At 73.3% G+C, this 21,764-nt stretch carries 25 protein-coding genes; 21 read left to right on the top strand and 4 right to left on the bottom strand.

Annotated elements, in window-relative coordinates; translation table 11 throughout:
- The first annotated feature begins 104 nt into the window (after positions 1-104).
- The 11 genes from ACFYTT_RS19260 to ACFYTT_RS19210 all read left to right on the top strand — a co-directional run bounded on the left by ACFYTT_RS19260 (position 105) and on the right by ACFYTT_RS19210 (position 8,977).
- Positions 105-794: a cell division protein SepF gene (locus tag ACFYTT_RS19260; protein ID WP_387260813.1), complete on the top strand. Its 690-nt coding sequence runs from the start codon at positions 105-107 to the stop codon at positions 792-794.
- A 29-nt stretch (positions 795-823) separates the two neighbouring features.
- On the top strand, positions 824-1,129 hold the full coding sequence (locus ACFYTT_RS19255) for a YggT family protein (protein ID WP_111212523.1): 306 nt from the start codon (positions 824-826) through the stop codon (positions 1,127-1,129).
- 44 nt (positions 1,130-1,173) lie between these two features.
- Positions 1,174-1,971: a DivIVA domain-containing protein gene (locus tag ACFYTT_RS19250; RefSeq protein ID WP_117227072.1), complete on the top strand. Its 798-nt coding sequence runs from the start codon at positions 1,174-1,176 to the stop codon at positions 1,969-1,971.
- 74 nt (positions 1,972-2,045) lie between these two features.
- The gene (locus ACFYTT_RS19245) at positions 2,046-2,633 is read left to right on the top strand and encodes a hypothetical protein (protein ID WP_387260810.1); all 588 of its coding nucleotides are present in this window, start codon (positions 2,046-2,048) and stop codon (positions 2,631-2,633) included.
- Between the two features lie 3 nt (positions 2,634-2,636).
- Positions 2,637-2,942: a DUF167 domain-containing protein gene (locus ACFYTT_RS19240; RefSeq protein WP_131054383.1), complete on the top strand. Its 306-nt coding sequence runs from the start codon at positions 2,637-2,639 to the stop codon at positions 2,940-2,942.
- Positions 2,943-3,237: 295 nt separating this feature from the next.
- Positions 3,238-3,657, top strand: coding sequence for a TraR/DksA C4-type zinc finger protein (locus ACFYTT_RS19235; protein WP_117227075.1), 420 nt, complete (start codon positions 3,238-3,240; stop codon positions 3,655-3,657).
- Between the two features lie 67 nt (positions 3,658-3,724).
- A complete protein-coding gene (gene lspA / locus ACFYTT_RS19230; protein ID WP_131054382.1) occupies positions 3,725-4,402 on the top strand; it encodes a signal peptidase II in 678 nt (225 codons plus the stop codon).
- Positions 4,399-5,343: an RluA family pseudouridine synthase gene (locus ACFYTT_RS19225; RefSeq protein ID WP_131054381.1), complete on the top strand. Its 945-nt coding sequence runs from the start codon at positions 4,399-4,401 to the stop codon at positions 5,341-5,343. Before lspA ends, ACFYTT_RS19225 begins: the two co-directional genes overlap by 4 nt.
- A 42-nt stretch (positions 5,344-5,385) precedes the next feature.
- Positions 5,386-6,399, top strand: coding sequence for a hypothetical protein (locus ACFYTT_RS19220; protein WP_387260804.1), 1,014 nt, complete (start codon positions 5,386-5,388; stop codon positions 6,397-6,399).
- Positions 6,400-6,495: 96 nt separating this feature from the next.
- Entirely contained in the window at positions 6,496-8,052 is a 1,557-nt protein-coding gene (locus tag ACFYTT_RS19215; protein ID WP_387260802.1) for a MinD/ParA family protein, read from the top strand.
- 85 nt (positions 8,053-8,137) lie between these two features.
- Positions 8,138-8,977 carry a DUF2567 domain-containing protein gene (locus tag ACFYTT_RS19210; RefSeq protein WP_387260799.1) on the top strand — a complete coding sequence of 280 codons (840 nt, stop codon included), beginning with the start codon at positions 8,138-8,140 and terminating at the stop codon, positions 8,975-8,977.
- Here the strand turns inward: ACFYTT_RS19210 and ACFYTT_RS19205 are convergent.
- Positions 8,889-9,590, bottom strand: coding sequence for an LON peptidase substrate-binding domain-containing protein (locus tag ACFYTT_RS19205; RefSeq protein ID WP_176094870.1), 702 nt, complete (start codon positions 9,588-9,590; stop codon positions 8,889-8,891). The genes ACFYTT_RS19210 and ACFYTT_RS19205 overlap by 89 nt on opposite strands.
- A gap of 107 nt (positions 9,591-9,697) precedes the next feature.
- On the opposite strand from ACFYTT_RS19205, the gene hisD reads away from it, so the two are divergent.
- The 8 genes from hisD (at position 9,698) to hisF (ending at position 15,625) form a co-directional block, all read left to right on the top strand.
- A complete protein-coding gene (hisD, locus tag ACFYTT_RS19200) occupies positions 9,698-11,020 on the top strand; it encodes a histidinol dehydrogenase (protein WP_131052743.1) in 1,323 nt (440 codons plus the stop codon).
- On the top strand, positions 11,017-12,132 hold the full coding sequence (locus ACFYTT_RS19195) for a histidinol-phosphate transaminase (protein ID WP_131052744.1): 1,116 nt from the start codon (positions 11,017-11,019) through the stop codon (positions 12,130-12,132). Before hisD ends, ACFYTT_RS19195 begins: the two co-directional genes overlap by 4 nt.
- On the top strand, positions 12,129-12,740 hold the full coding sequence (gene hisB / locus ACFYTT_RS19190) for an imidazoleglycerol-phosphate dehydratase HisB (protein WP_131052745.1): 612 nt from the start codon (positions 12,129-12,131) through the stop codon (positions 12,738-12,740). The genes ACFYTT_RS19195 and hisB overlap by 4 nt, the downstream gene beginning before the upstream one ends.
- Positions 12,741-12,774: 34 nt before the next feature.
- Positions 12,775-12,945 carry a hypothetical protein gene (locus ACFYTT_RS19185; protein ID WP_162854348.1) on the top strand — a complete coding sequence of 57 codons (171 nt, stop codon included), beginning with the start codon at positions 12,775-12,777 and terminating at the stop codon, positions 12,943-12,945.
- Between the two features lie 8 nt (positions 12,946-12,953).
- The gene (hisH, locus tag ACFYTT_RS19180; protein ID WP_387260794.1) at positions 12,954-13,619 is read left to right on the top strand and encodes an imidazole glycerol phosphate synthase subunit HisH; all 666 of its coding nucleotides are present in this window, start codon (positions 12,954-12,956) and stop codon (positions 13,617-13,619) included.
- A 51-nt stretch (positions 13,620-13,670) separates the two neighbouring features.
- Positions 13,671-13,994 (top strand): hypothetical protein, encoded by a 324-nt coding sequence (locus tag ACFYTT_RS19175; RefSeq protein ID WP_131052746.1) that lies wholly within the window; start codon positions 13,671-13,673, stop codon positions 13,992-13,994.
- 19 nt (positions 13,995-14,013) lie between these two features.
- Positions 14,014-14,739 carry a bifunctional 1-(5-phosphoribosyl)-5-((5-phosphoribosylamino)methylideneamino)imidazole-4-carboxamide isomerase/phosphoribosylanthranilate isomerase PriA gene (gene priA, locus ACFYTT_RS19170; RefSeq protein ID WP_131052747.1) on the top strand — a complete coding sequence of 242 codons (726 nt, stop codon included), beginning with the start codon at positions 14,014-14,016 and terminating at the stop codon, positions 14,737-14,739.
- Positions 14,740-14,857: 118 nt separating this feature from the next.
- Positions 14,858-15,625: an imidazole glycerol phosphate synthase subunit HisF gene (gene hisF, locus ACFYTT_RS19165; protein ID WP_131052748.1), complete on the top strand. Its 768-nt coding sequence runs from the start codon at positions 14,858-14,860 to the stop codon at positions 15,623-15,625.
- Positions 15,626-15,634: 9 nt separating this feature from the next.
- On the opposite strand, the gene ACFYTT_RS19160 is transcribed toward hisF, so the two are convergent.
- Together ACFYTT_RS19160 and ACFYTT_RS19155 are read right to left on the bottom strand one after the other, a co-directional pair.
- Positions 15,635-16,096, bottom strand: a complete 462-nt coding sequence (locus tag ACFYTT_RS19160; RefSeq protein ID WP_131052749.1) for a hypothetical protein — start codon at positions 16,094-16,096, stop codon at positions 15,635-15,637.
- Positions 16,097-16,237: 141 nt separating this feature from the next.
- A complete protein-coding gene (locus ACFYTT_RS19155) occupies positions 16,238-16,882 on the bottom strand; it encodes a YitT family protein (protein ID WP_176094867.1) in 645 nt (214 codons plus the stop codon).
- Between the two features lie 58 nt (positions 16,883-16,940).
- Between ACFYTT_RS19155 and ACFYTT_RS19150 the strand changes: the two genes are divergently transcribed.
- Positions 16,941-18,398, top strand: coding sequence for a PLP-dependent aminotransferase family protein (locus tag ACFYTT_RS19150; RefSeq protein ID WP_387260789.1), 1,458 nt, complete (start codon positions 16,941-16,943; stop codon positions 18,396-18,398).
- Between the two features lie 70 nt (positions 18,399-18,468).
- Positions 18,469-19,779, top strand: coding sequence for a low temperature requirement protein A (locus tag ACFYTT_RS19145; RefSeq protein WP_254876941.1), 1,311 nt, complete (start codon positions 18,469-18,471; stop codon positions 19,777-19,779).
- Positions 19,780-19,852: 73 nt separating this feature from the next.
- On the opposite strand, the gene ACFYTT_RS19140 is transcribed toward ACFYTT_RS19145, so the two are convergent.
- Positions 19,853-21,676: a long-chain fatty acid--CoA ligase gene (locus tag ACFYTT_RS19140; protein WP_176094866.1), complete on the bottom strand. Its 1,824-nt coding sequence runs from the start codon at positions 21,674-21,676 to the stop codon at positions 19,853-19,855.
- Between the last annotated feature and the right edge of the window lie 88 nt (positions 21,677-21,764).

Below are 21,764 nucleotides of genomic sequence, written 5' to 3'. Positions count from 1 at the left end.
GCGTCGGAGGATTGCCGTTCCGGTCCAGTGGGCAGGAACGGCCCACTCGCGACAGGCGACACGGCGGGGGCGTGTGCCGCACGGCGGACGGGAAGGGCGCGGGGATGGGTGCACTGCGCAAGGCGGGGGTCTGGCTCGGACTGGTCGAAGAGGACGAGGAGCGGGCCTACGACGACGGTGGTTACGACAAGGGTGGCTATCGCGAGTCGCGGTACCGGCAGAGCCGGTACGCCGAGGAGTTCGCCGACGATGACGACGACGAGGTGGAGGAGGCGCCCGCGCCCCGGCCGCGACTCGGCGACCGGGGGCGGTTGAGCGAGCGTGCCGGAGGTCGCCTCGGTGACTCCGAGCGGCTGGAGTCGGAGCGGGCCGAGCGGGCCGAGCGGTCCAGCGTGCGGTCGATCACCCGGGCGTCCGCCGAGTCGTCCGGCGCGAACGCGTACCACACCCGGGACAACCTGGCTCTGGCGCCGCAGGTGCAGCCGCGTGAGCGGGTGATGCCCGAGGAGGAACAGCGCTACCAGATCACCACGCTGCACCCGACCACCTACCGGGAGGCGCGGACGATCGGCGAGCACTTCCGGGACGGTGTACCTGTGATCATCAACCTCACCGAGATGGACGAGGCGGATGCCCGCCGTCTGGTGGACTTCGCCGCCGGGTTGGCGTTCGGGCTGCGCGGTACGATCGAGCGCGTGACCAACCGGGTGTTCCTACTCTCGCCGGCCAACGTCCAGGTCACCGCGGAGGACAAGGCCAAGATCGCTGAGGGTGGGTTCTTCAGCCTGAGTTGACCCGCCCGACCCGAGGGACGCCACAAGCCGTGTTGTCGATCTTGCTACAGGTTCTCTACCTGATCACGTATGTCTTTCTGATCGTTCTTTTGGCCCGTTTCGTGTTGAGCGCCGTCCTGCAGTACGGGCGGCGTTGGCAACCTGGTCGCGGAGCATCGGCCGGACTTGAATCCGTGTGGAGCGTCACTGATCCCCCGCTCTGGGCGTTGAGGCGTGTGATCCCTCCGCTGCGAATTGGTACCGTGAGCATCGACCTGGCCTCCCTTGTGCTCCTGGTTATCCTGTTCGTGCTGATGAGGTTTGTGTTAGAGCCGGCGATCATCAGGACCGCCTGATGACCGACGCGCTATCGCGGCCGCAACTGACCCGAGGAGTTTCGATGCCGCTGACCCCGGCCGACGTCCATAACGTCGCCTTCAAGAAGCCGCCGATCGGCAAGCGGGGCTACGACGAGGAGGAGGTCGACGCCTTCCTGGACGAGGTCGAGCGCGAACTCGCCCGTCTGATCGAAGAGAACAACGAGCTGCGCGCCCAGGTGGAGCGCGGCGGTCGGGGCGGTGCCCCGGCCGGTCCCGGTGGCGACGCCCGCCTCGCCGCCGAGCTCAACGACGTCAAGGCGCAGCTCGACCGCGTGCAGCGGGACAAGGCCGCCGCCGAGCAGGCCGCCCGCGCGATGCAGGCCGAGCTGGAGCAGACCCGCTCCGCCGGTGGTGCGGTGCCGGGTGGCGACGGCGAGCAGCAGGCGCTGCGGGTGCTGATGATGGCCCAGCGCACGGCGGACGACCACGTCTCCGACGCGCGCCGCGAGGCCGACCAGCTGCTCTCCGAGGCCCGTTCCAAGGCCGAGGAGGTCACCCGTGAGGCGCGGGCCAAGGCCGACGCGCTGGAGCGGGACGCCCGTCAGCGGCACCAGGAGGCCATGGGCGGCCTGGACGCCAAGCGCACCGCGCTGCAGAAGCACATCGAGGAGCTCAAGCAGTTCGAGCGCGAGTACCGCACCCGGCTCAAGGCGTACCTGGAGAGCCAGCTGCGTGACCTCGACGGTCGTGGGCAGGGCCTGGAGGCCGAGATGACCCGCGGGGACGGCACCCGGGCCGCCGGCAACGGCCTGGCCGCCGCCGGGCTCGCCGGTTCCTACGGCGGCGGTCGCTCCGGCGCTCTCGAGGCCGGTCGCTGAATCGGGCCGGTGACCGCCGTCGACACGGCGGTCGCCCGCCCTGCCTCATCGGTACGACGCGACGGGGGTGAGCGGTGATAATCATCAGTCTCGCGCTCATCCTCGTCGCCGTGGTGCTGCTGGTGCTCGGTCTGGCCGGCGGCTCCAGCCCGTTGCTGGTCGTCTCGATCGGCGCCAGCCTGCTGGCCGCCGTGGCCCTGGTCACCGGCGCCCGTCAGGCCGCCACCGGTCGCGCGGCGGCCCGTGGTGAGCGGGCGACGGAGGACGCCACCGGGCCGACCGTCCAGGAAAGCCCGTCGGGCATCCCGACGCAGCACGTCCCGCCGACCGTCGACACCGGCGACTCCGGGTGGCGGCAACCACCCGGTTCGCCGGTGACGGTCGGGGCGGAGGCGCCGGCCGAGGGCGCGGTGGTCGACGGGTACGACGACGAGCCGGCCGCCCAGGAGATCACGCCGGAGCAGGCCGCACGGCTGGCCCGGCTCCCGGACGAGGTCCGGGTGGTCGACGGTCGACCCCGCTATCACCTTGCCGAGTGCGTGCACCTGGTCGGGCGCGACCACGAGCCGCTGCCCGCCGCCGAGGCGGCCGAACTCGGCTTCACGCCGTGTGGGCTCTGCGCCCCCGGCACCGTCCTGCTCTCCGAGTCCGGCCGCCGCTGAGCCGTGGCCGAGGTGCTCACCGTCGCCGTACGGGTGAAGCCGGGGGCGTCCCGGGCCCGGGTGGGTGGCCGGTTCGACGGTCCGCACGGTCCCGCTCTGGTGATCGCCGTCAACGCCCGGGCCGTGGACGGACGGGCCACCGAGGCGGCGCGTCGCGCGTTGGCCGAGGCGCTCGGTGTCCGCCCGGCGGCCGTGTCGCTGCGGACCGGTGCGGCCAGCCGCGACAAACTCTTCCTGGTCGCCGCCGACGGGCCGGATCCGGTGTCGCGGTTGTCCCGGTTGCGCGACGGCGTGGGCCCGCCCGGCTGACCGGCACCCGCCGCGCGCGGACGCCGGATCCGGGGGTACGGGGACGGCGAACCGGCCGGCGACGTGGTCGCGATCTGCTAGCGTTCCCCCTGCCCCGGTAATGGCATGAAACGGGGCGGATGGGGCGATTCGGTGCGGCAGATTGTCGGACGCCTGTACGTTCCGTATCCTTGCCAACCTCCGGAGTGCGCGGCCAGGTCGCCGCGCGCCCGTTTTGTACCTGGGGCAGCCGATGTCGGCGGCCCCTGTTCAGGTGCCACGGATTTCCCGTGGCTCCGTGGCCGAGGGAGCGACTATGGCCAAGCCAGCCGACACCAGGACCGCGGGCCGTAAGCCGGCGCCGAAGTCCACCCGCAGTGCCGCGGAGACCGAGAAGATCCGTGCCGCGCTGGCGGCCCGTCATGACGAGTTGCGCGCCGAGTACGATCAGACGCTGAGCGAGATCACCGAGCTGCAGCGCGACCGGCTGACCGACTCGGCCGGGGACGACCAGGCCGACACCGGGACCAAGACGCTCGAGCGGGAGCAGGAGATCTCCCTCGCCAACAGCATCCTGGAACGGATCACGCAGGTCGAGCGCGCGCTGGAGCGGCTCGACGAGGGTGGTTACGGCTGGTGCGCGCGGTGCGGCAACCCCATCCCGGTGGAGCGCCTCGCCGCGTTCCCGTCGGCCACTCTCTGCGTGACCTGCAAGCAGCTGGAGGAGCGGCGCTGACGGCTGTCTCCCCGGCACTGGTGCGCGGCGGTGCGACAGCACCGCCGCGATCGTCGATGGGGAGCGAATGAGCGCAGCACCGCCCGCGGGACCCGGCACCGCCGCGCCGGGCACCGCCACGAAGTCGCGGCGCCGGCCGGTCACGATCCTGGTCAGCCTCGCGTTGTTCGCGGTGGCGGTCGACCTGTTCACCAAGCACCTGGCCCTGCAGGAGCTGAGCGACCGGGAGCCGGTACGCCTGCTCGGCGGCGCGCTGTACTTCTCGCTGACCCGCAACAGCGGGGCCGCCTGGAGCATGGGCTCGGACTACACCTTCATCTTCCCGGTGATCGCCCTCGGTGTCCTGGGCTGGATCGCCTGGATGGCGCGGACGCTGCGCTCGGTGCCGTGGGCGATCTCGCTCGGCCTGGTGGTCGGCGGCGTCACCGGTAACCTGATCGACCGGATCTTCCGCGCACCGGGCTGGTTCGTCGGGCACGTGGTCGACATGATCAGCGTCTTCGACCCGTACGGCCGGGTCTTTCCGATCTTCAATATCGCGGACAGCGCCCTGGTCTGCGGTGTCGTGCTCGCGGTCGGCCTGGAGTTCACCGGCCGTCAGCGTGACGGCACCCGGGCCGTCGGCGAGGAACGGCCCGCCACGACGCCCGGGGACGACGACGCGACGCCCACCGGCGACGGCGCCGAGACCGGTCCGGGTCCCCGGGCCGGGACGACCGACGACGGACGGCGGGAGCGGGCATGACGGCCACCTTCGCCGCCGGCGGCGACCACCGCAGTCTGCCCGTCCCCGACGGCCTCGACGGGATGCGGCTGGACCAGGCCGTGGCCCGGCTGTTCGGTCTCTCCCGTACCGCCGCCGCCGCGCTGGTCGACGACGGCGCGGCACTGGTCGACGGTGCGGTGCGGCCCAACTCGCACAAGGTGCGGGCGGGCGCCTGGCTGGAGGTGACGCTGCCGCCGCCGGCCAGCGCGCCGGTGGTGGTGCCGCAGGCGGTTCCGGGCCTGCGGGTGGTCCACGCCGACGACGACATCGTGGTGGTGGACAAGCCGGTCGGCGTGGCAGCGCACCCGAGCCCCGGGTGGAGCGGCCCGACGGTGATCGGCGGGCTGGCCGCGATCGGGCACACCATCGCCACCAGCGGCGCGGCCGAGCGCCAGGGCGTGGTGCACCGGCTCGACGTCGGCACCACCGGCGTGATGGTGGTGGCCAAGAGCGAGCAGGCGTACAGCGTGTTGAAGCGGGCCTTCAAGTACCGCGAGGTGGAGAAGCGGTACCACGCGGTGGTGCAGGGTCACCTGGACCCGCTGCGCGGCACCGTGGACGCGCCGATCGACCGGCACCCGCACCACGACTACCGCTGGGCGGTGGTCTCCGGCGGCAAGCCCAGCATCACCCACTACGACACCATCGAGGCGTTCCCCGCGGCCAGCCTGGTCGACGTCCGGCTGGAGACCGGTCGCACCCACCAGATCCGGGTGCACTTCTCCACCATGCGGCACCCCTGCGTGGGTGACCTGACGTACGGTGCGGACCCGACGCTCGCCGCCCGGCTCAAACTGGATCGGCAGTGGTTGCACGCCAGAGAGTTGAGCTTCCAGCACCCCCGTACGGGGGACGAGGTCCGCTTCGTCAGCGACTACCCTGACGACCTGGGACGTGCGCTGGAAATCCTCCGCGACTGACGCGCCCCACCCGTGGAGACCGATCCGACGAGGGGGCTGCCCGTGCGTGCCGGCGACCTGCTGCGGCAGTTGGACCAGCGGCTGCTGCCCCGTCTCGCCGCCGCGGTGACCCGACTCGGCCAGGGACCGACCCGGGTCCCGCTGCTCGGATGGGTGGCGGTGCTGTCCTGCGCCGCCGTGCTGACCACCGCCGTGCTCGCCACCAACGGGCCGCCGGTGCCGGACCGCACCGTCGGCGAGGTGACCCGGGTGGGGGTCTCCGACGGCGACTCCATCCCCGGATACGAGCGCACCGCCGCCGCGGACCTGGCCGCGCTGGCCGGCACGTCCCTCGCCGACGGCACGTACGCGCTGGTCTCGTTGACCGAGTACCGCACCCCGGAGTCGCTCGCGGCGGTCGTCGGTGACATCGGCGTGGCGGTGGTCTTCGGCCGGGTGCCGTTGCCGGACCGGCAGACCGAGATCGTCCGGATCCCCGCTCAACGGCTGCCGGAGGACGTGACCGCCGGGATGACCCGGCTGGCCGAGCGCAAGGAGCGGGAGGCGACCGACTACCGCACCCGGGCCGCCGCGCTCGGTGGCGGTGGTCCGCAGCAGCGCGAGTTGCGCGAGCTCTACGAGAGCGGCGCGCAGGTGGCGGCGGCGGAGGCCACCGCGTACCGGTCCGGCTGCGCCTGCCTCTACGCCCTGGTGGTGCGGGCCGCACCGGCGCAGTTGCGCGGCGTGGCGACCCGGCTGGGTGTGCGGGTGGTCGACCCGGCCCCGGAGGTACGGCGGTTGGAGCGCACCGTCTTCACCCCGCCGCTGCCCGAGCAGCAGGACGTGGTCCGCCCGCCGATCGACCACGGTCACACCGCCTCCCCGATGCCGACCGCCGCGACGGGCTCGCCCGTGCCGCCCGCGACTCCGGAGCGCGACCCGTCGGCTTCGCCGCAGGTGACGGATTCGTCACCATCACCGGCGGTTTCCTCGTCGGCACCGCCCGTCATCCCCCGCGAGACGCCCTCCACCTCGGTGGACAGCGCCGAGGAGAGCGAAGCGAGCCCGACACCGTGACGGTTGCGGACACATCGGTACGTCGCCCGGTGTGGCCTGAATAAGGTTTCGTTCGTAGCCTGTCAGACGGAAACCAAAGCGCGGGGAGGGCGAGCCGTGGACGGCAGCGAGACCGGTTGGGGACGTCCCGCCGAACCGGCACCGCGTTGGCGGGCGCTGCTGGATCGAGCCCGCCTGGGCGGTCGCGGCAGTGACCAGGCCGCCGAGCGGCACACCGACGAGGAACCACCACCTTCGACCGAGCCGTTGCCGCGTCGCGGTCCCGGTCCCGGCTACTCCGGGCGGGTCGCGCCGGTCGGCCCCCCGCCGGTCGGCCCCCCGCCGATGGGGCCCCCGCCGATGGGGCCACCGCCGGTCGGCCCTCCGCCGCCGAACCGGCAGCCGTACGGTGGCGAGCCCGGTTACCGGGCCGAGGCGAGCTACCGGGTCGAGCCGCCGCGTCCCGCGCCGACGTACCCGGGACAGTCCGGCCCTCCGGTCGAACCCGGCTATCCGGGCGATCCGGGGTATCCGCCGCCGCCCGACCAGCGTCGCCCCGACCAGCGCCGTCCCGAACCGCGCCGTCCGGACCAGCGGGGTGCCGATCCGCGCCGTCCCGACCAGCGTGGTGCCGATCCGGGGGAGTCGCGGTACACGTTGCTGGACAACGGCTACCGGCACGCCGCACCGCCGGTGGAGTCGCGGTACGCGCTGCTGGACAACGGTGGCTACCAGCCGCCCACGCCTCCCGCGCCGCCGGCCCCCGCGCCGCCGACGGCACCGCCCGGCCCGCCCCCGCAGGCGCCTCCGGGGGCGGTCGGCGGTCGTCCGGGACGTTTCGAGTGGCGGGCGCAGAACTCCGGCGGTGACCTGGAACGGGCCGCCGCCGTGCTCCGGCGGGACCTGGGCACCCCCCGGGTGGTCGCCTTCGCCAACCCCAAGGGCGGCGTGCACAAGACCACCGCGACAGTACTGGCCGCGGCCACCGTCGGCAGCGTACGCGGGCGGGGTGTGCTGGCCTGGGACGACAACGAGTTGCGGGGCACCCTCGGGCTGCGCGCCGGCAGCGCCCGGCACGCCCGGACGATCCGGCATCTGGTCTCCGACCTGGTGCAGATCGAGATCCGCGAGGGCCCGGAGCTGCTGGAGATCCTCGACGACTACCTGCGGCACGCCTCCGACGGCTCGTACGACGTCCTGGCCGGCGAGGAGAGCCCCCGGTTCGCCCAACGACTGGACCAGTTCACCGTCAAGCGGGTGCTCGAACTGCTGCGTCGCACCCATGACGTGATCTGCGTGGACACCGGCAACAACGTGGAGAGTCCGAACTGGCGCACCGTCATGCAGGCCGCCGACCAGCTCGTGGTCACCACCGTGCCGCGCGAGGACGCCGCGTTCAGCGCCGACTGGATGCTCGACCTGCTGCACGAGGAGGGGATGGGGGAGCTGGCCGACAACGCGGTCACGCTGATCTCCTGCCCGACGCCGGGCCGGCTGCCGTTGCAGGGCGACCTGGAGCGGCACTTCGCGACCCGGACCCGGGCGGTGACCGTGGTGCCGTACGACCCGGCGCTGGAGACCGGCTCCTCGATCGAGTACCACCAACTCCAGGGCGAGACCCGGCAGGCGTGGCTGCGGGCGGCGGCGGCGATGCTGGAGCCCTTCGGCCGTTGACGCGTCCGGGCAGCTCACCACCGACGGTCGTGGCGGAGTGGCGACACTGTGCACGGCGTCCGGCGGCAACTGCGAGGATCATCGGGTGAGCCCGGAGACCCCCGCCGCCGAACCGCCCGCACCGGCACCGCCGGTCGTCCCGCAGCCGCCGACCGGACCGCCGCGCCATCCTGCCCGTACGCTGCGGGTCGGCGCCCTGACGGTGCTCGTCATGGGCCTGCTGGGTATCCCGCTGGGGCTGCTCTGGGCGGTGCTCGCCCCGGCCACCCCGGTGATCAAGAGCGGTCCCACCCAGGCCGTCTACGGCCAGGCGCAGCCGGAGCAGCCGATCGCCGCCGACGGCTGGTTCAGCCTGCTCGGTCTCGGTTTCGGGGTGCTCGCCGCGCTCGTCGTCTGGCTGGTGCTGCGGCGCTACCGGGGACCCGTCGGCCTGGTCGTCGTGGTGGCCGGTGGCCTCGCCGCCGCCCTGGTCGCCTGGCAGGTGGGGCGGCGCATCGGGCTGAGCGGCTACGAGCGACTGCTGGACAGCGCGCCGGACGGCACCCGGCTGGCCAAACCCGCCGACCTGCGGGCCGGCGGCATCGAGATGGTGCTCGGCGTGCTGCCGGTGCCGCACGGCAATCTGCTGCTGGCGGCGTTCGGGGCCGCGGTGGCGTACACCCTGCTGGCCGGCTGGTCCCGGTGGCCGTCGCTGCGCCCCGAGCCGGAGCCCGACCCGGCCTGGTTCGTCCCGCCGACCGGCTACCCGGACGGCACCGCACGGCCGCCGCTCGACCACCCGGGCGGGACCGTGGCGTCGCCGGTCGGCTACCCGGAGGGTGCCGCGCCGCCGCCGGTCAGTTCGGAGCCGGCGGCGCCGTGGCCAGCTCCGCCAGCGGCACCGGCACCGCCCGCACCTGGCGCAGCAGAGCCGCCTCGCGGTTGAGCAGCCGCAGTTCGGCGCGGAGCCGGGCGGCGGTGTCGTCGATCGCCAGCAGCCGCTGCCGGTCGGCCACGGTCAGCGCGGCGGTCGCGGCCACCAGGTGGGAGAGCACCGTCGGATCCTCGGGCAGTTGCTCGCTGAGCTGCTCGGGCTCGGCCCGCATCAGGCCGAGGTACTGCCGGAACACGGCGGTGACCCGGGCCGCGAGCTGCGCGGCGGCCTCGTCCGGGCCGCTCGGCTCGGGTAGCCACTGCACCTCGGCGGTCAGGTACGGCGCGGAGGCGGAGTCGATCTCGATGACCCGGAACCGTCGCCGGCCCACCGTGACGATGTCGAATCCGCCGTCGGTCAACTCGGCTACCTCCCGCAGGTCGGCGGTGCACCCCACCTCGTGCAGGGTCACCTCGCCGGTGCCCGGGGTGATCCGGTCGGGTCCGGGCGCGACCTCCCAGCCGCTCCGGATCGCCACCACACCGAACTCCCGGGGCGTATCCGGCGGCAGGTCGACCAGGTGGCGGACCAGCGCGCGGTAGCGCTCCTCGAAGATGTGCAGCGGCAGCACCAGCCCGGGGAAGAGCACCGTGGTGAGCGGGAACAGCGGCAGCCGTGCGGTCACGTGATCGAGCCTAGCCCGACTCGCCGCCACCGGCGTGTCCCGGCTCACCGTCCCGGACAGCGGGCGGCGTCGGTCGGCCCGGTGGCGGGCCGCCTAGACTCGCAGGGGTGTTGAACCGGATCGACCTGCGCGGTGGCGAGCCCGACCCGCGCCACCTGCTGCCCCGTGCCCAACTCGACGTGTCGGTGGCCGTCGAGCGCATCCGCCCGATCGTGACGGCGGTCCGTGAGCATGGCTACCAGGCGGTCCGCGAGGCCAGTGAGCGGTTCGACGGGATCTCCCCGGAGGTGCTCCGGGTGCCGGTCGAGGCGATCGCCGCGGCGGAGGAGACCCTCGACCCGCAGGTCCGCGCCGCGCTGCTGGAGTCCATCCGCCGGACCCGCACGGTTCACGACGACCAGCGGCGCACCGATCACACCACCCACGTGGTGCCGGGCGGCACGGTCACCGAGCGCTGGGTGCCGGTCGACCGGGTCGGTCTCTACGTTCCCGGCGGCCTGGCGATGTACCCGTCGACCGTGGTGATGAACGTGGTGCCCGCGCAGGCGGCCGGAGTCCGGTCGCTGGTGGTGGTCTCGCCGCCGCAGAAGGAGAACGGCGGGCTGCCGGACGCCCGGGTGCTGGCCGCCTGTGCGCTGCTCGGCGTCGACGAGGTCTACGCCGTCGGTGGGGCGCAGGCGGTGGCCATGCTGGCGTACGGCTGCGCGGTGGACGCCGCCGGCAGTGCGCACTGCGCTCCGGTCGACATGATCACCGGGCCCGGCAACATCTTCGTCACCGCCGCCAAGCGGCTGCTGCGCGGCGTGGTGGGCATCGACGCCGAGGCCGGCCCGACCGAGATCGCCATCCTCGCCGACGACACCGCCGACCCGGCGCACGTCGCCGCCGACCTGATCAGCCAGGCCGAGCACGACCCGCTGGCGGCGAGCGTGCTGGTCACCCCCTCGGTGGCGCTGGCCGACGCGGTGGACCGCGAACTTGCCCGGCAGGTGCCGGCGACCAAGCACGCCGACCGGGTCGGCACCGCGCTGGGCGGGGAGCAGAGCGGCGTCGTGCTCGTCGACGACCTGGCCGCAGGGCTGCGGGTGGTCGACGCGTACGCGGCGGAGCACCTGGAGATCCAGACCGTCGACGCCCGCGAGTGGGCGATGCGGGTACGCAACGCCGGGGCGATCTTCGTGGGCGCGTACTCGCCGGTGTCGCTGGGTGACTACTGCGCCGGTTCCAACCACGTACTCCCCACCGGCGGCTGCGCCCGGCACTCGTCCGGGCTCTCGGTGCAGTCCTTCCTGCGCGGCATCCACCTGGTGGAGTACACCGAGGAGGCGCTGCGGGAGGTGGCACCGCACGTGGTGGCGCTGGCCACCGCGGAGGACCTGCCCGCGCACGGCGAGGCGGTCTCCGCCCGATTCCGTCAGGAACCCTCATGACCGAGCTGTCCGACCTGCCGATCCGGGACGACCTGCGCGGGCTGTCGCCGTACGGCGCGCCGCAGCTCGACGTGCCGGTGCGGCTGAACACCAACGAGAACTCCTACCCGGTGCCGGAGCCGGTGGTGGAGGCGATCGGCAAGGCCGTCGCCGCCGAGCTGCGGGACCTCAACCGGTACCCGGACCGCGACGCGGTGGCGCTCCGCGCCGACCTGGCCGAGTACGTCGGCCACGGGCTCACCGGCGACGGGGTGTGGGCGGCCAACGGCTCCAACGAGATCCAGCAGCAACTCCTCCAGGCGTTCGGTGGACCGGGGCGGACCGCGCTCGGCTTCACGCCGGCGTACTCGATGCATCCGCTGCTGGCGTTGGGCACCGGCACCCGGTGGGTGCCGGCCCGGCGCGGCGTCGACTTCGGGTTGACCGCCGACGAGGCGGTGGCCCAGATCCGTGAGCACCGGCCCGACGTGGTCTTCCTCTGCTCGCCAAACAACCCCACCGGCACCGCGCTCGACCCGGCGGTGGTCACCGCCGTGCTGGACGCGGCACCGGGCATGGTGGTGGTCGACGAGGCGTACGCGGAGTTCGCCCGGCCGGGGACGGTCAGCGCCCTGGCGGTGCTGCCCGGGCACCCTCGGCTGGTGGTGACCCGGACGATGAGCAAGGCGTTCGGGTTCGCCGGCGGGCGGCTGGGCTACCTGGCGGCCGACCCGGCCGTGGTGGCGGCGGTGCAGCTCGTGCGCCTGCCGTACCACCTCTCGGCGCTCACCCAGGCCGCCGCGCGGGCGGCGCTGGCACACCGCGAGACGCTGCTCGGCACCGTCACGGAGATCATGCGCCAGCGGGACCGGATCGTCGCCGCGCTGCGCGACCGTGGTCTGCGGGTGGCCGACAGCGACGCCAACTTCGTGCTCTACGAGGTGGGCGGCGACCAGGGCGTGGCGTGGCGCGCGATGCTGGCGCAGGGGGTGCTGGTACGCGACGTCGGCCTGCCGGGCTGGCTGCGGGTCACCGCCGGCACCCCGGCCGAGACCGACGCCTTCCTTGCCGCCGTGGACGAGACCCAGCGCGAGGGCCAGGCCCCGCCGCGACCGAAAGGCACCCCATCATGAGCCGGACCGCCCGGGTGGAGCGGATCACCAAGGAGACCAAGGTCCTGGTGGAGATCGACCTCGACGGCACCGGAGCGGTCGAGATCAGCACCGGGGTCGGTTTCTACGACCACATGCTGCACCAGATCGCCCGGCACGGAGGTTTCGACCTGACCGTGCGGACCGTGGGTGACCTGGAGATCGACGCGCACCACACGATGGAGGACACCGCGTTGGCGCTGGGCGCCGCGTTCGACCAGGCGCTGGGCGACAAGGCCGGCATCCGGCGCTACGGCTCGGCCGTCGTGCCGATGGACGAGGTGCTGGTCCGGGCCGCCGTCGACCTGTCCGGTCGGCCGTACGTGGTGCACGACGAGCCGGCGCTGGCGCCGTACATCGGCCCGGTCTACCCGACCAGCATGACCCGGCACATCTGGGAGTCGTTCGGTCAGGCGGCCCGGATCACGCTGCACGTGGACGTCCTGCGGGCGGCTCGCCCCGGCGGGCACCCGGACGCCCATCACGTGGTGGAGGCGCAGTTCAAGGCGGTCTCCCGGGCGCTGCGTGAGGCGACCGCGCTGGACCCGCGCGCGGCCGGGGCGATCCCGAGCACCAAGGGCGCGCTGTGACCGGCCGGGACGTCACCGGGCGGGGGTGCCGCTGATGGGCGCGGTGCTGCCGACGTTGCTGCTGATCTTCGCCGGGGTGCTGGTGGGCGGGACGCTCTCCCTGCACCGGCAGGGCGCCCCGCGCGGCGCGGTGGTGGTCTGCGGTCTGCTGGCGCTGCTGGCCAGCATCGCCGGTGTGCTGTGGCTGCTGCCGGGGGAGGGATAGTGGCCGACGTGAGCAGTCGCCCTGCCGGTGCCGAGGACGCGCGTCGCCGGGTCGTGGTGCTCGACTACGGGTCGGGCAACCTGCGCTCGGCGGAACGCGCGCTGGCTGCCGCCGGTGCCGACGTGGTGGTCACCGGAGACCTGGCCGCCGCTGCCGACGCCGACGGTCTGGTGGTGCCCGGGGTGGGTGCCTTCGCCGCGTGCATGGCCGGCATCGACGAGGTCGGCGCGGGCCCGGTGATCGCCGAGCGGGTCGCCGCCGGTCGGCCGGTGCTGGGCATCTGCGTGGGTATGCAGATCCTCTTCGAGTCCGGCGACGAGCACGGGGTGGTCACCAAGGGGCTGGGTCTGCTGCCGGGTGGCGTCAGCCGGCTTCCCGCCGCCCGGTTGCCCCACATGGGCTGGAACACCGTGCAGGCGCCGGTCGGTTCGGTGCTCTTCGCTGGCCTGCCGGCCGACAGCCGTTTCTACTTCGTCCACTCGTACGCGGCCGGTGACGTGGCCGCGCTGACCGGGGCCGGCGTCCGGGTGACCACCGCCCACCACGACCGTGACTTCGTCGCGGCGGTGGAACGGGGTGCGCTCTCGGCCGCCCAGTTCCACCCGGAGAAGTCCGCCGACACCGGTGCGGCCCTGCTGCGCAACTGGCTGGCCACGGTGCCCGTCGGTGGCTGACGGGGGCAGCGCCCGGCGGTCGGCGACGACTGGGCGTACGCGGGGGCGCCGGTGAGCAAGGAACGGGCCCGTCGTCGCGCGGTCCGCGAGGCGGAGGCCGCCCGACGTCAGGTGGTCCGGGAACGGGCGATGGCCCGCCGGGCCCGGCGTCGCGCGCTGGTCCGCCGGTTCGTGCCCACCGTCCGCCGGGGGCGCACCGGCCGGTTGCTCCGGTACTCCCGGGGTGAGCGTGCCGCGATCGTGGCGCTGACCCTGGCGGCGGTCGTCCTGATCTGGCTGCTCGTGCCCGACCTGGGGCTGCGGCTGTTGTTGATCGTGTTGTTGTTGCTCGTTCTGCCGGTGATCGTGGTGATCGCCCTGAACCGCCGTTCCTGATCTGGAAGGACCAAGATTCGTGAGCCTCACCCTGTTGCCTGCCGTGGACGTCGCCGACGGCCAGGCCGTCCGACTCGTGCAGGGCGCCGCGGGTAGCGAGACCACCTACGGCGATCCGCTGGAGGCCGCGTTGGCCTGGCAGCAGGACGGCGCCGAGTGGATCCACCTGGTCGACCTCGACGCCGCGTTCGGCCGGGGCTCGAACGCGGCGCTGCTCGCCGAGGTGGTGCGCCGGCTCGACGTACGCGTCGAACTGTCCGGCGGCATCCGCGACGACGCCTCGCTGCGGGCCGCACTGGCCACCGGCGCCGAGCGGGTGAACATCGGCACCGCGGCGTTGGAGGACCCGGAGTGGTGCGACCGGATCTGCGGCGAGTACGGCGACCGCGTCGCGATCGGTCTGGACGTGCGGGGCCGGACCCTGGCGGCGCGCGGCTGGACCCGCGACGGCGGTGACCTGTACGAGGTGCTGGAGCGGCTGGACAAGGCCGGCGCGTCGCGGTACGTGGTCACCGACATCACCAAGGACGGCACCATGCGTGGCCCGAACCTGGACCTGCTGCGGGCGGTGTGCGGCCGCACCGACGCCCCGGTGATCGCCTCCGGGGGTGTCTCGACCCTGGACGACCTGCGGGCGCTGGCGACGCTGGAGCCGATCGGGGTGGAGGGTGTGATCGCCGGCAAGGCGCTCTACGCCGGCGCGTTCACCGTCGCCCAGGCCCTGGAGACCCTCGCCGAGCGGTAAGGAAGGGCACCTTGTTACCGCCTGCGGTAGAGGAAGGGTCCCCTGCTAACACGTGAGCCGGCCGGGGGCCCGGGTACGGCCGGTCAGCGCACCGGCACCGGGCGATAGGCTTTCCGGCATGACGGTGGCGGTGCGCGTGATCCCCTGTCTCGACGTGGACGCCGGTCGGGTGGTCAAGGGGGTCAACTTCCTCGACCTGCGGGACGCCGGTGACCCGGTCGAGTTGGCGGCGGCGTACGACCGGGCGGGCGCGGACGAGTTGACCTTCCTGGACGTGACCGCCTCGTCCAGCGACCGGGGCACGATGCTCGACGTGGTCCGGCGTACCGCCGAGTCGGTCTTCATCCCGCTGACCGTCGGCGGGGGCGTGCGTGCCGTGGCGGACGTGGACACGCTGCTGCGTGCCGGTGCCGACAAGGTCGGGGTGAACACCGCGGCCATCGCCCGGCCGGAGCTGATCGCCGAGATCGCGGACCGGTTCGGCCGCCAGGTGCTGGTGCTCTCGCTCGACGTGCGGCGGGCACCGGCGGGCACCACCGACAGCGGTTTCGAGGTGACCACGCACGGCGGCCGGCGAGGGACCGGGCTGGACGCGGTGGCGTGGGCCGCGCGCGGCGCCGAACTCGGCGCCGGGGAGATCCTGCTGAACTCGATGGACGCCGACGGCACCAAGGCCGGCTTCGACCTCGAACTCATCGCCGCGGTACGCCGGGTGGTCGACGTGCCGGTGGTGGCCAGCGGTGGCGCGGGCGAGGTGGCGCACTTCCCCCCGGCGATCGGCGCGGGTGCCGACGCGGTCCTCGCGGCGAGCGTCTTCCACTTCGGGGAACTGACCGTCACCGAGGTCAAGGACGCGCTGCGCGGGGCGGGTCACCCCGTCCGCTGACCCGGGTACTCAGCCCCGGCCGGAGTGGCCCTCGGGCGAGCGGCGGGGCATCGGGACGGAGCGGACCAGATATTCCTGGACGGCGGCGGTGTGCTCGGCCTCGTCGAGGTGCCAGTCCGCGGTGCCGGGCGGGTGCCGTCGACTGAGCACGCCCTGGACGGTGTCGACGGTGGTGGCCAGCCCGGCGCTGGGCCGGGTACGCCAGAGCCGCTCCCCGTCGGCGGTGATCCGGAACCAGCCGTCGGCGACCTCCACCAGGCCGGCGCCGAGCAGCCGGCGGATCGCTCCCTCGATGTCGTGTCGCTCGGGGAGCGTCCGGTCGAGGTGGTCGGCGGTGGAGATCACGTCGGCCAGGCGTACGCCCTCGGGCCTGCGGGTTGTCGGGGAACGCCGGTGCCTCCCCGCGCCGCTGGCGATCACCAACGAGACGAAGATCCACGCGTCGGTCCGTCGCCAGGCGTTCTCCCCCATGTGGAGATTCTGCCGTCAGCGCGGCGGGAAGGAAACACCACCCGACCCACTGCGACTCTGCGTCACCTGTCGATTGCCGAGGGTTGATGTCGCGGGCGGGTCGCCGGAGCGGCCGGTACGCGGGGTGGCGCGGCGACGTCGTCAGGTGGCGGGCGCGGTCCCGACCGGGGCGGGGCCCGGCTCGGGGGTGTCGAAGACCGGCAGGAAGAACTGCGCGAGGGGCCCGATGGTCAGCGCGTACGCGACGGTGCCGAGACCGACCGTCCCGCCGAGCAGCCAGCCCACGGCGAGTACGGCGATCTCGATGGCGGTGCGGACCAGGCGTAGCGACCAGCCGGGCCGGCGGGCGGCGAGACCCGTCATCAGCCCGTCGCGAGGGCCGGGGCCGAGCCGGGCACCGAGGTAGAGGGCGGTGGCGATGCCGTTGCCGACGATGCCGGCCACCAGCAGCGCGACGCGCACCGGCAGCGGCCCACCGGTGGGCAGCAGGGCCAGCGTCGCGTCGACGGCCAGGCCGATCACCACCACGTTGGCCACGGTGCCGATGCCGGGGCGCTGCCGCAGCGGGATCCAGGTCAGCAGCACCAGGGCGCCCACCAGGATGACCGTGGTGCCCATGGTCAGCCCGGTCAGCCGGGAGAGGCCCTGGTGGAACACGTCCCAGGGGTTCAGGCCCAGCTCGGAACGGATCATCAGCGCCATGCTGAAGCCGTAGAGGGCGAGGCCGACGTGCAGTTGGGTCAGTCGCCGGACCGGCCGGTGGCGGAGGTTGCCAATCAGGGTCACGCGTGCCACTCTAGGGGCCAATCTGGGCGCGCATAGAGCCAATTTTCGGGGAGTGGCCATGGCGAGTCAGGTGCGTGGGGCGCAATTGGCCCGACTGCTCGGCCAGTGGCATGCGCTGCCCGGGCGGCGACGCAGTCCCGACTACGCCGCGCTGGCCGGCGCGGTACGCGGCCTGCTCGCTGACGGGCGGCTGCCGCTGGGCGTACGCCTGCCGGCGGAACGGGACCTGGCCGAGGCGCTGCGGATCAGCCGGACCACCGTCACCGCCGCGTACCGCGAACTGCGTGACAGCGGGCACCTGTCCAGCCGCCGGGGTGCGGGAAGCTGGACCCGGCTGCCCGGCACACACCGGGTGGCGCCGAACGGTCTCTGGACCCCGCTCGACGACCGGGACATGATCGACCTGGGGGTGGCGGCGCTGGCCGCCCCGCCGGAGCTGCTGCCGGCAGCCCAGGCCGCGACCGAGGACCTGCCCCGCTACCTCGGCGGGGCCGGCTACCACCCGACCGGCATCGTCGAGCTGCGGGAGGCGGTGGCCCAGGGTTACACCGACCGGGGACTGCCCACCTCACCCGACCAGATCATGGTCACCAACGGCACCCAGCACGCCCTGGACCTGGTGCTCCGGCTGGCCCTGGCGCCGGGCAGCGGGGTGCTGGTCGAGTCACCGAGCTACCCCAACGCGCTGGCCGCACTGGCCGCCCGACGGGCCCGGATCACCACCCACGGACTGGCCGCCGACGCCACCGGCTGGGACGCCGACCTGATGCTCGGCTCGCTGCGGCAGGTACGCCCCCGGGTGGCCTACCTGATCCCGGACTTCCAGAACCCGACCGGGCATCTGATGGAGGCGGACCTGCGCGAGCGTCTGGTCTCCACCGCCCACGCCGTCGGCACCGACCTGGTGATCGACGAGTCCTTCGTGGACCTGCCGCTGGACGGCACCGTGCTGCCGCCGCCGACCGCGAGCTTCGACCGGCACTCCCGGGTGGTCAGCATCGGCGGCATGAGCAAGCCCTTCTGGGGCGGTCTGCGGATCGGCTGGATCCGGGCCTCCGCGCCGCAGGTGCAGCGGCTGGCCGCAGCCCGGGTCGGCGTCGACATGTCCAGCCCGGTGCTCGACCAACTCGTCGCCGTGCACCTGCTGGCCGCCGCGCCGGGCATCGTCGCCGCCCGGCGTACGCAACTGGCGGTGCAACGGGACGCGTTGCTCGGTGCGCTGGCCGACCGGCTGCCGGAGTGGCGGGTCACCGTGCCGCGCGGCGGCGTGACGCTCTGGGCCGAGCTGGACGGCCCGATCTCCAGCGCGCTGGCGCGGGCGACCGAGGAGGTCGGCGTACGCCTGGCACCCGGACCCCGGTTCGGCCTGGACGGCACGTTGGAACGCTTCCTGCGGCTGCCCTTCACCCTGCCCGCCGGGGACCTGGTCGAGGCGGTGGGTCGGATCGCCGCGGTCCGCTACGACCTGGACCGGACCGGGCTGCCCCGGTGGCGGGAGCCGAGCGTCATCGCCTGACCGGGGTCGCGCCGGAGCCGATCCGGCTGATCCACCTCGCCCGCCGGTCGACGGCGGGCAGACTGCCGGGGTGGACGGACTCCGGGGGGTGCGGTGGTCGCGTGGGGTGCGACCGGGTGCACCCGGGTCGCGCGCCACCCGCCTGGAACTCTTCTACGACCTGGTCTTCGTCTTCGCCTTCATCCAGGTCACCACGCTCACCGCCGACAACTTCACGCCGCGCGGCCTGCTCCAGTGCGTGGTCGTGCTGGTGCTGCTCTGGTGGGCCTGGACCGGCTTCGCGGTGATCGGCAACCTGGTCCGTACCGACCAGGGGGTGCTGCCCTTCGTGGCGTTCGCCACCATGGGCGGGGCCCTGGTCTTCGCGCTCGCCATGCCGCAGGCGTTCAGCAGCACGGCCGGCGGGCTGTCCGGGCCGTTGGTCTTCGCGATCTGCTACTTCCTGGTCCGGGTCGTCCAGGTGGGTGTCCTGGGCTGGCTGGCCCGGGGCGACCCCGAGCTGCGTCGCCGCTTCCTGGCCGCGATGGGACGGGCGGCAGTGGTCGGCACGCTGGTGCTGGCCGCCGCGCTGCTGCCCCAGCGACTGGCCGACGAGGCGGGCGAGATCGGGCTGCGGCTGCTGTTCTGGATCGCGGCGATCGTCGTCGAGTACGGGGCGGCGGTGGCGCTGGGCAGCAGCAACTGGACGCTGCTCTCGGCCGGGCACTGGGCCGAGCGGCACGCCCTGATCGTGCTGGTGGCGCTCGGCGAGACGATCATCGCGTTGGGGCTCGGCGCCCACTTCGTCGTCGATACGCCGCTGACCTGGCTGGTGATCCTCTCGGGGATGCTCGCGGTGGCGGTGGTCGCCGCGCTCTGGTGGTCGTACTTCGACACGTTGGCGCTGGCACTGGAACAGGTGCTGCACCGCACCCGGGATCCACGGGCCCGCTCGGCGTTGGCCCGCGACGCCTACACCTACCTGCACCTGCCGCTGGTCGCCGGCCCGATCCTGTTCGCGCTCGGGCTCAAGCGGGTGCTCACCGGTGCCGCCGAGCCGGCCACCTCGGCCGGGAGCCTGTTGCCCGCTGGTGAGTTGCTGGTGCTGCACGGTGGCGTGGCGCTCTATCTGGTGACGCTGGTGGCGCTGGGCTGGCGGGTCCTGCGCACGCTGCGGTGGCCGACCGTCGGCGGCGTGTGCCTGCTGGTGCTGCTGCTGCCGGTCGCCGCCCAGGTGCCGGAACTGGTCACTCTGACGTTGCTCACCGTGGTCGTGCTGGCGATGACGGTGGTGCAGACGCTGACCGACGCGTCGCTGCGCCGCCAGGTCCGGGAGGTGGCGATGGCCGAGCAACTCGCCGCCGAGGCGGAGCAGACCACCTGGCGGGGACGCCACCTGTGAGCGGGTACGCCTCGGCCCCGCGCCCGGGAACGGGCGGCGGGGCCGATGTCGTGTACGCCGGTGTCGACGACCGTCAGATCTCGGCGACGGTGCCCGCGTACATCTTGTCGATCTCGGTGGAGAAGTTGCTCTCCACGCCCCGCCGCTTGATCTTGAGTGACGGGGTGATCTCGCCGTCCTCGATGGTCAGATCGCGCGGCAGGATGGTGACCTTCTTGATCGTCTCCCAGCGGTTGAGCTTGGTGTTGAGCTCGGCCACGTACTGCTCGACCATGGCCTTCGCCTCGGGCGAGGAGACGATCTCGGCGTACGGGCGGCCCTGGAGCGGGGTGCCCGCGGCCCAGCCGGCGATGGCGTCCGGGTCCAGCGTGACCAGCAGCGTGCAGAAGTTGCGGGCCTGCGCGATGACCACCGCCTGCGAGGTGTACGGGCAGGTGGCCTTGAACATGCCCTCGATGTGCGACGGCGCGATGTACTTGCCGCCGGACGTCTTGACCAGGTCCTTCTTCCGGTCGGTGATGCGCAGGTAGCCGTCGGCGTCGAGGCTGCCGATGTCACCGGTCCGGAAGAAGCCGTCCTCGGTGAAGACGGCGGCGGTCTCCTCCGGCAGGTTGTGGTAGCCACGCATGACCGGCCGACCCTTGATCAGGATCTCGCCGTCGCTGTCGATGCGGCACTCCAGGTCGCCCATGGCCTTGCCGACCGTGCCGATCCGGAACGCGCCGGGCGGGTTGACGAAGTTGCCGGCGCTGCTCTCGGTCAGCCCGTACCCCTCGCTGATCGGCAGGTTCGCCGCGGCGAAGAACGTGGCGATCTCCGGGCTGAGCGGGGCGGCGCCGGAGACCAGCACCCGGATCCGCCCGCCGAGGCGAGCCTGGAGCTTGCTGAAGACCAGCTTCTCGGCCACCGCGTACTTGAGCTTCAACCCACCCGGCACCGGCTTGCCGGCCTGGTCGAGGGCGACCTTCTCCTTGCCGACGCCGACCGCCCAGGCGAAGATCTTCGCCTTCGCGCCGCCGGCGCTCTGCGCGGTGGTCACCGACTTGTTGTAGACCTTCTCGAAGACCCGGGGCGCGCCGCACATCAGCGTCGGGCGGACCACCGAGAGCAGTTCGACGAGCTTGTCGACCCGCCCGTCCACGTACGTCGGCATGCCGACGTGGGTGGAGCCGCAGAGCAGCGTCTTGCCGAACGAGTGCGACAGCGGCAGCCAGAGGTACTGGAGGTCGTCCTCGCGCAGCAGGCCGACCGCCTCCTGCGCCACGCCCTCCCAGCACCATCCGCCGTGCAGCAGCTCGACGCCCTTGGGGCGGCCGGTGGTGCCGGAGGTGTAGATCAGCGTGGCCAGGTGCTCGGGCCCGATGCCGGCCACGATGCGGTCGACCAGCTCGGGGTCCTCAGCGAGCCGCTGGGCGCCCTGCTCCTCCAACTGGGCGAGGGTCAGTTGGGGCACCGCCGCCGCCGGGTCGGGCTCGCCGTCGAAGAGGACCACGTGGGTCAGCGCGGGCAGGTCCGCGCCGGCGATCTTGGCCGCCTGGGACGGGTCCTCGGCGAAGAGCACCTTGGAGGCGGAGTCGGCGAGGATGTAGGTGGCGTCCTGCGGCTCGGTCGTCGGATAGACCGTGGTCGTCGCGCCGCTGGCGCACATGATGCCGAAGTCGGCGATCACCCAGTCGAGCCGGGTGTTCGCCAGGATCGCCACCGGGTCCTCCTGGCCGACGCCCAGGCCGTGCAGGCCGGCGGCGACCGCCTTCGCCCGCGCGGAGACCTGCGTCCAGGTCAGCCAGACCGGCGCGTTGTCCGGACCGGGGTGGGCGAAAGCGTGGCGGTCGGGGGTAGCCGCCACGCGCTTGAGGAACATGTCAGGAATGGAACGGTACGGTACATCGAGAGCCATCGCTGTAGCCGCCTTCGGGGGTGGAGGCGTGACGGTCGTCACGTCGGTGTTCGTTACCGAAGGGTATTGCCTGCGCCGGGGCATCGGC

Origin of the sequence: Micromonospora sp. NPDC003816, from assembly GCF_042874705.1 — a bacterium.
GTDB lineage: Bacteria > Actinomycetota > Actinomycetes > Mycobacteriales > Micromonosporaceae > Micromonospora.
This window is presented reverse-complemented; position numbering and strand designations above follow the sequence as displayed.

Excerpts from the sequence above, each read along its gene's own strand:
- ACFYTT_RS19160 (WP_131052749.1), bottom strand. The coding sequence starts at position 16,096 with ATGGGGGAGAACGCCTGGCGACGGACCGACGCGTGGATCTTCGTCTCG.
- ACFYTT_RS19250 (WP_117227072.1), top strand. The coding sequence starts at position 1,174 with ATGCCGCTGACCCCGGCCGACGTCCATAACGTCGCCTTCAAGAAGCCG.
- ACFYTT_RS19225 (WP_131054381.1), top strand. The coding sequence starts at position 4,399 with ATGACGGCCACCTTCGCCGCCGGCGGCGACCACCGCAGTCTGCCCGTC.
- hisF (WP_131052748.1), top strand. The coding sequence starts at position 14,858 with ATGACGGTGGCGGTGCGCGTGATCCCCTGTCTCGACGTGGACGCCGGT.
- ACFYTT_RS19140 (WP_176094866.1), bottom strand. The coding sequence starts at position 21,676 with ATGGCTCTCGATGTACCGTACCGTTCCATTCCTGACATGTTCCTCAAG.
- lspA (WP_131054382.1), top strand. The coding sequence starts at position 3,725 with ATGAGCGCAGCACCGCCCGCGGGACCCGGCACCGCCGCGCCGGGCACC.
- ACFYTT_RS19195 (WP_131052744.1), top strand. The coding sequence starts at position 11,017 with ATGACCGAGCTGTCCGACCTGCCGATCCGGGACGACCTGCGCGGGCTG.
- ACFYTT_RS19260 (WP_387260813.1), top strand. The coding sequence starts at position 105 with ATGGGTGCACTGCGCAAGGCGGGGGTCTGGCTCGGACTGGTCGAAGAG.
- ACFYTT_RS19235 (WP_117227075.1), top strand. The coding sequence starts at position 3,238 with ATGGCCAAGCCAGCCGACACCAGGACCGCGGGCCGTAAGCCGGCGCCG.
- ACFYTT_RS19150 (WP_387260789.1), top strand. The coding sequence starts at position 16,941 with ATGGCGAGTCAGGTGCGTGGGGCGCAATTGGCCCGACTGCTCGGCCAG.
- hisB (WP_131052745.1), top strand. The coding sequence starts at position 12,129 with ATGAGCCGGACCGCCCGGGTGGAGCGGATCACCAAGGAGACCAAGGTC.
- ACFYTT_RS19185 (WP_162854348.1), top strand. The coding sequence starts at position 12,775 with ATGGGCGCGGTGCTGCCGACGTTGCTGCTGATCTTCGCCGGGGTGCTG.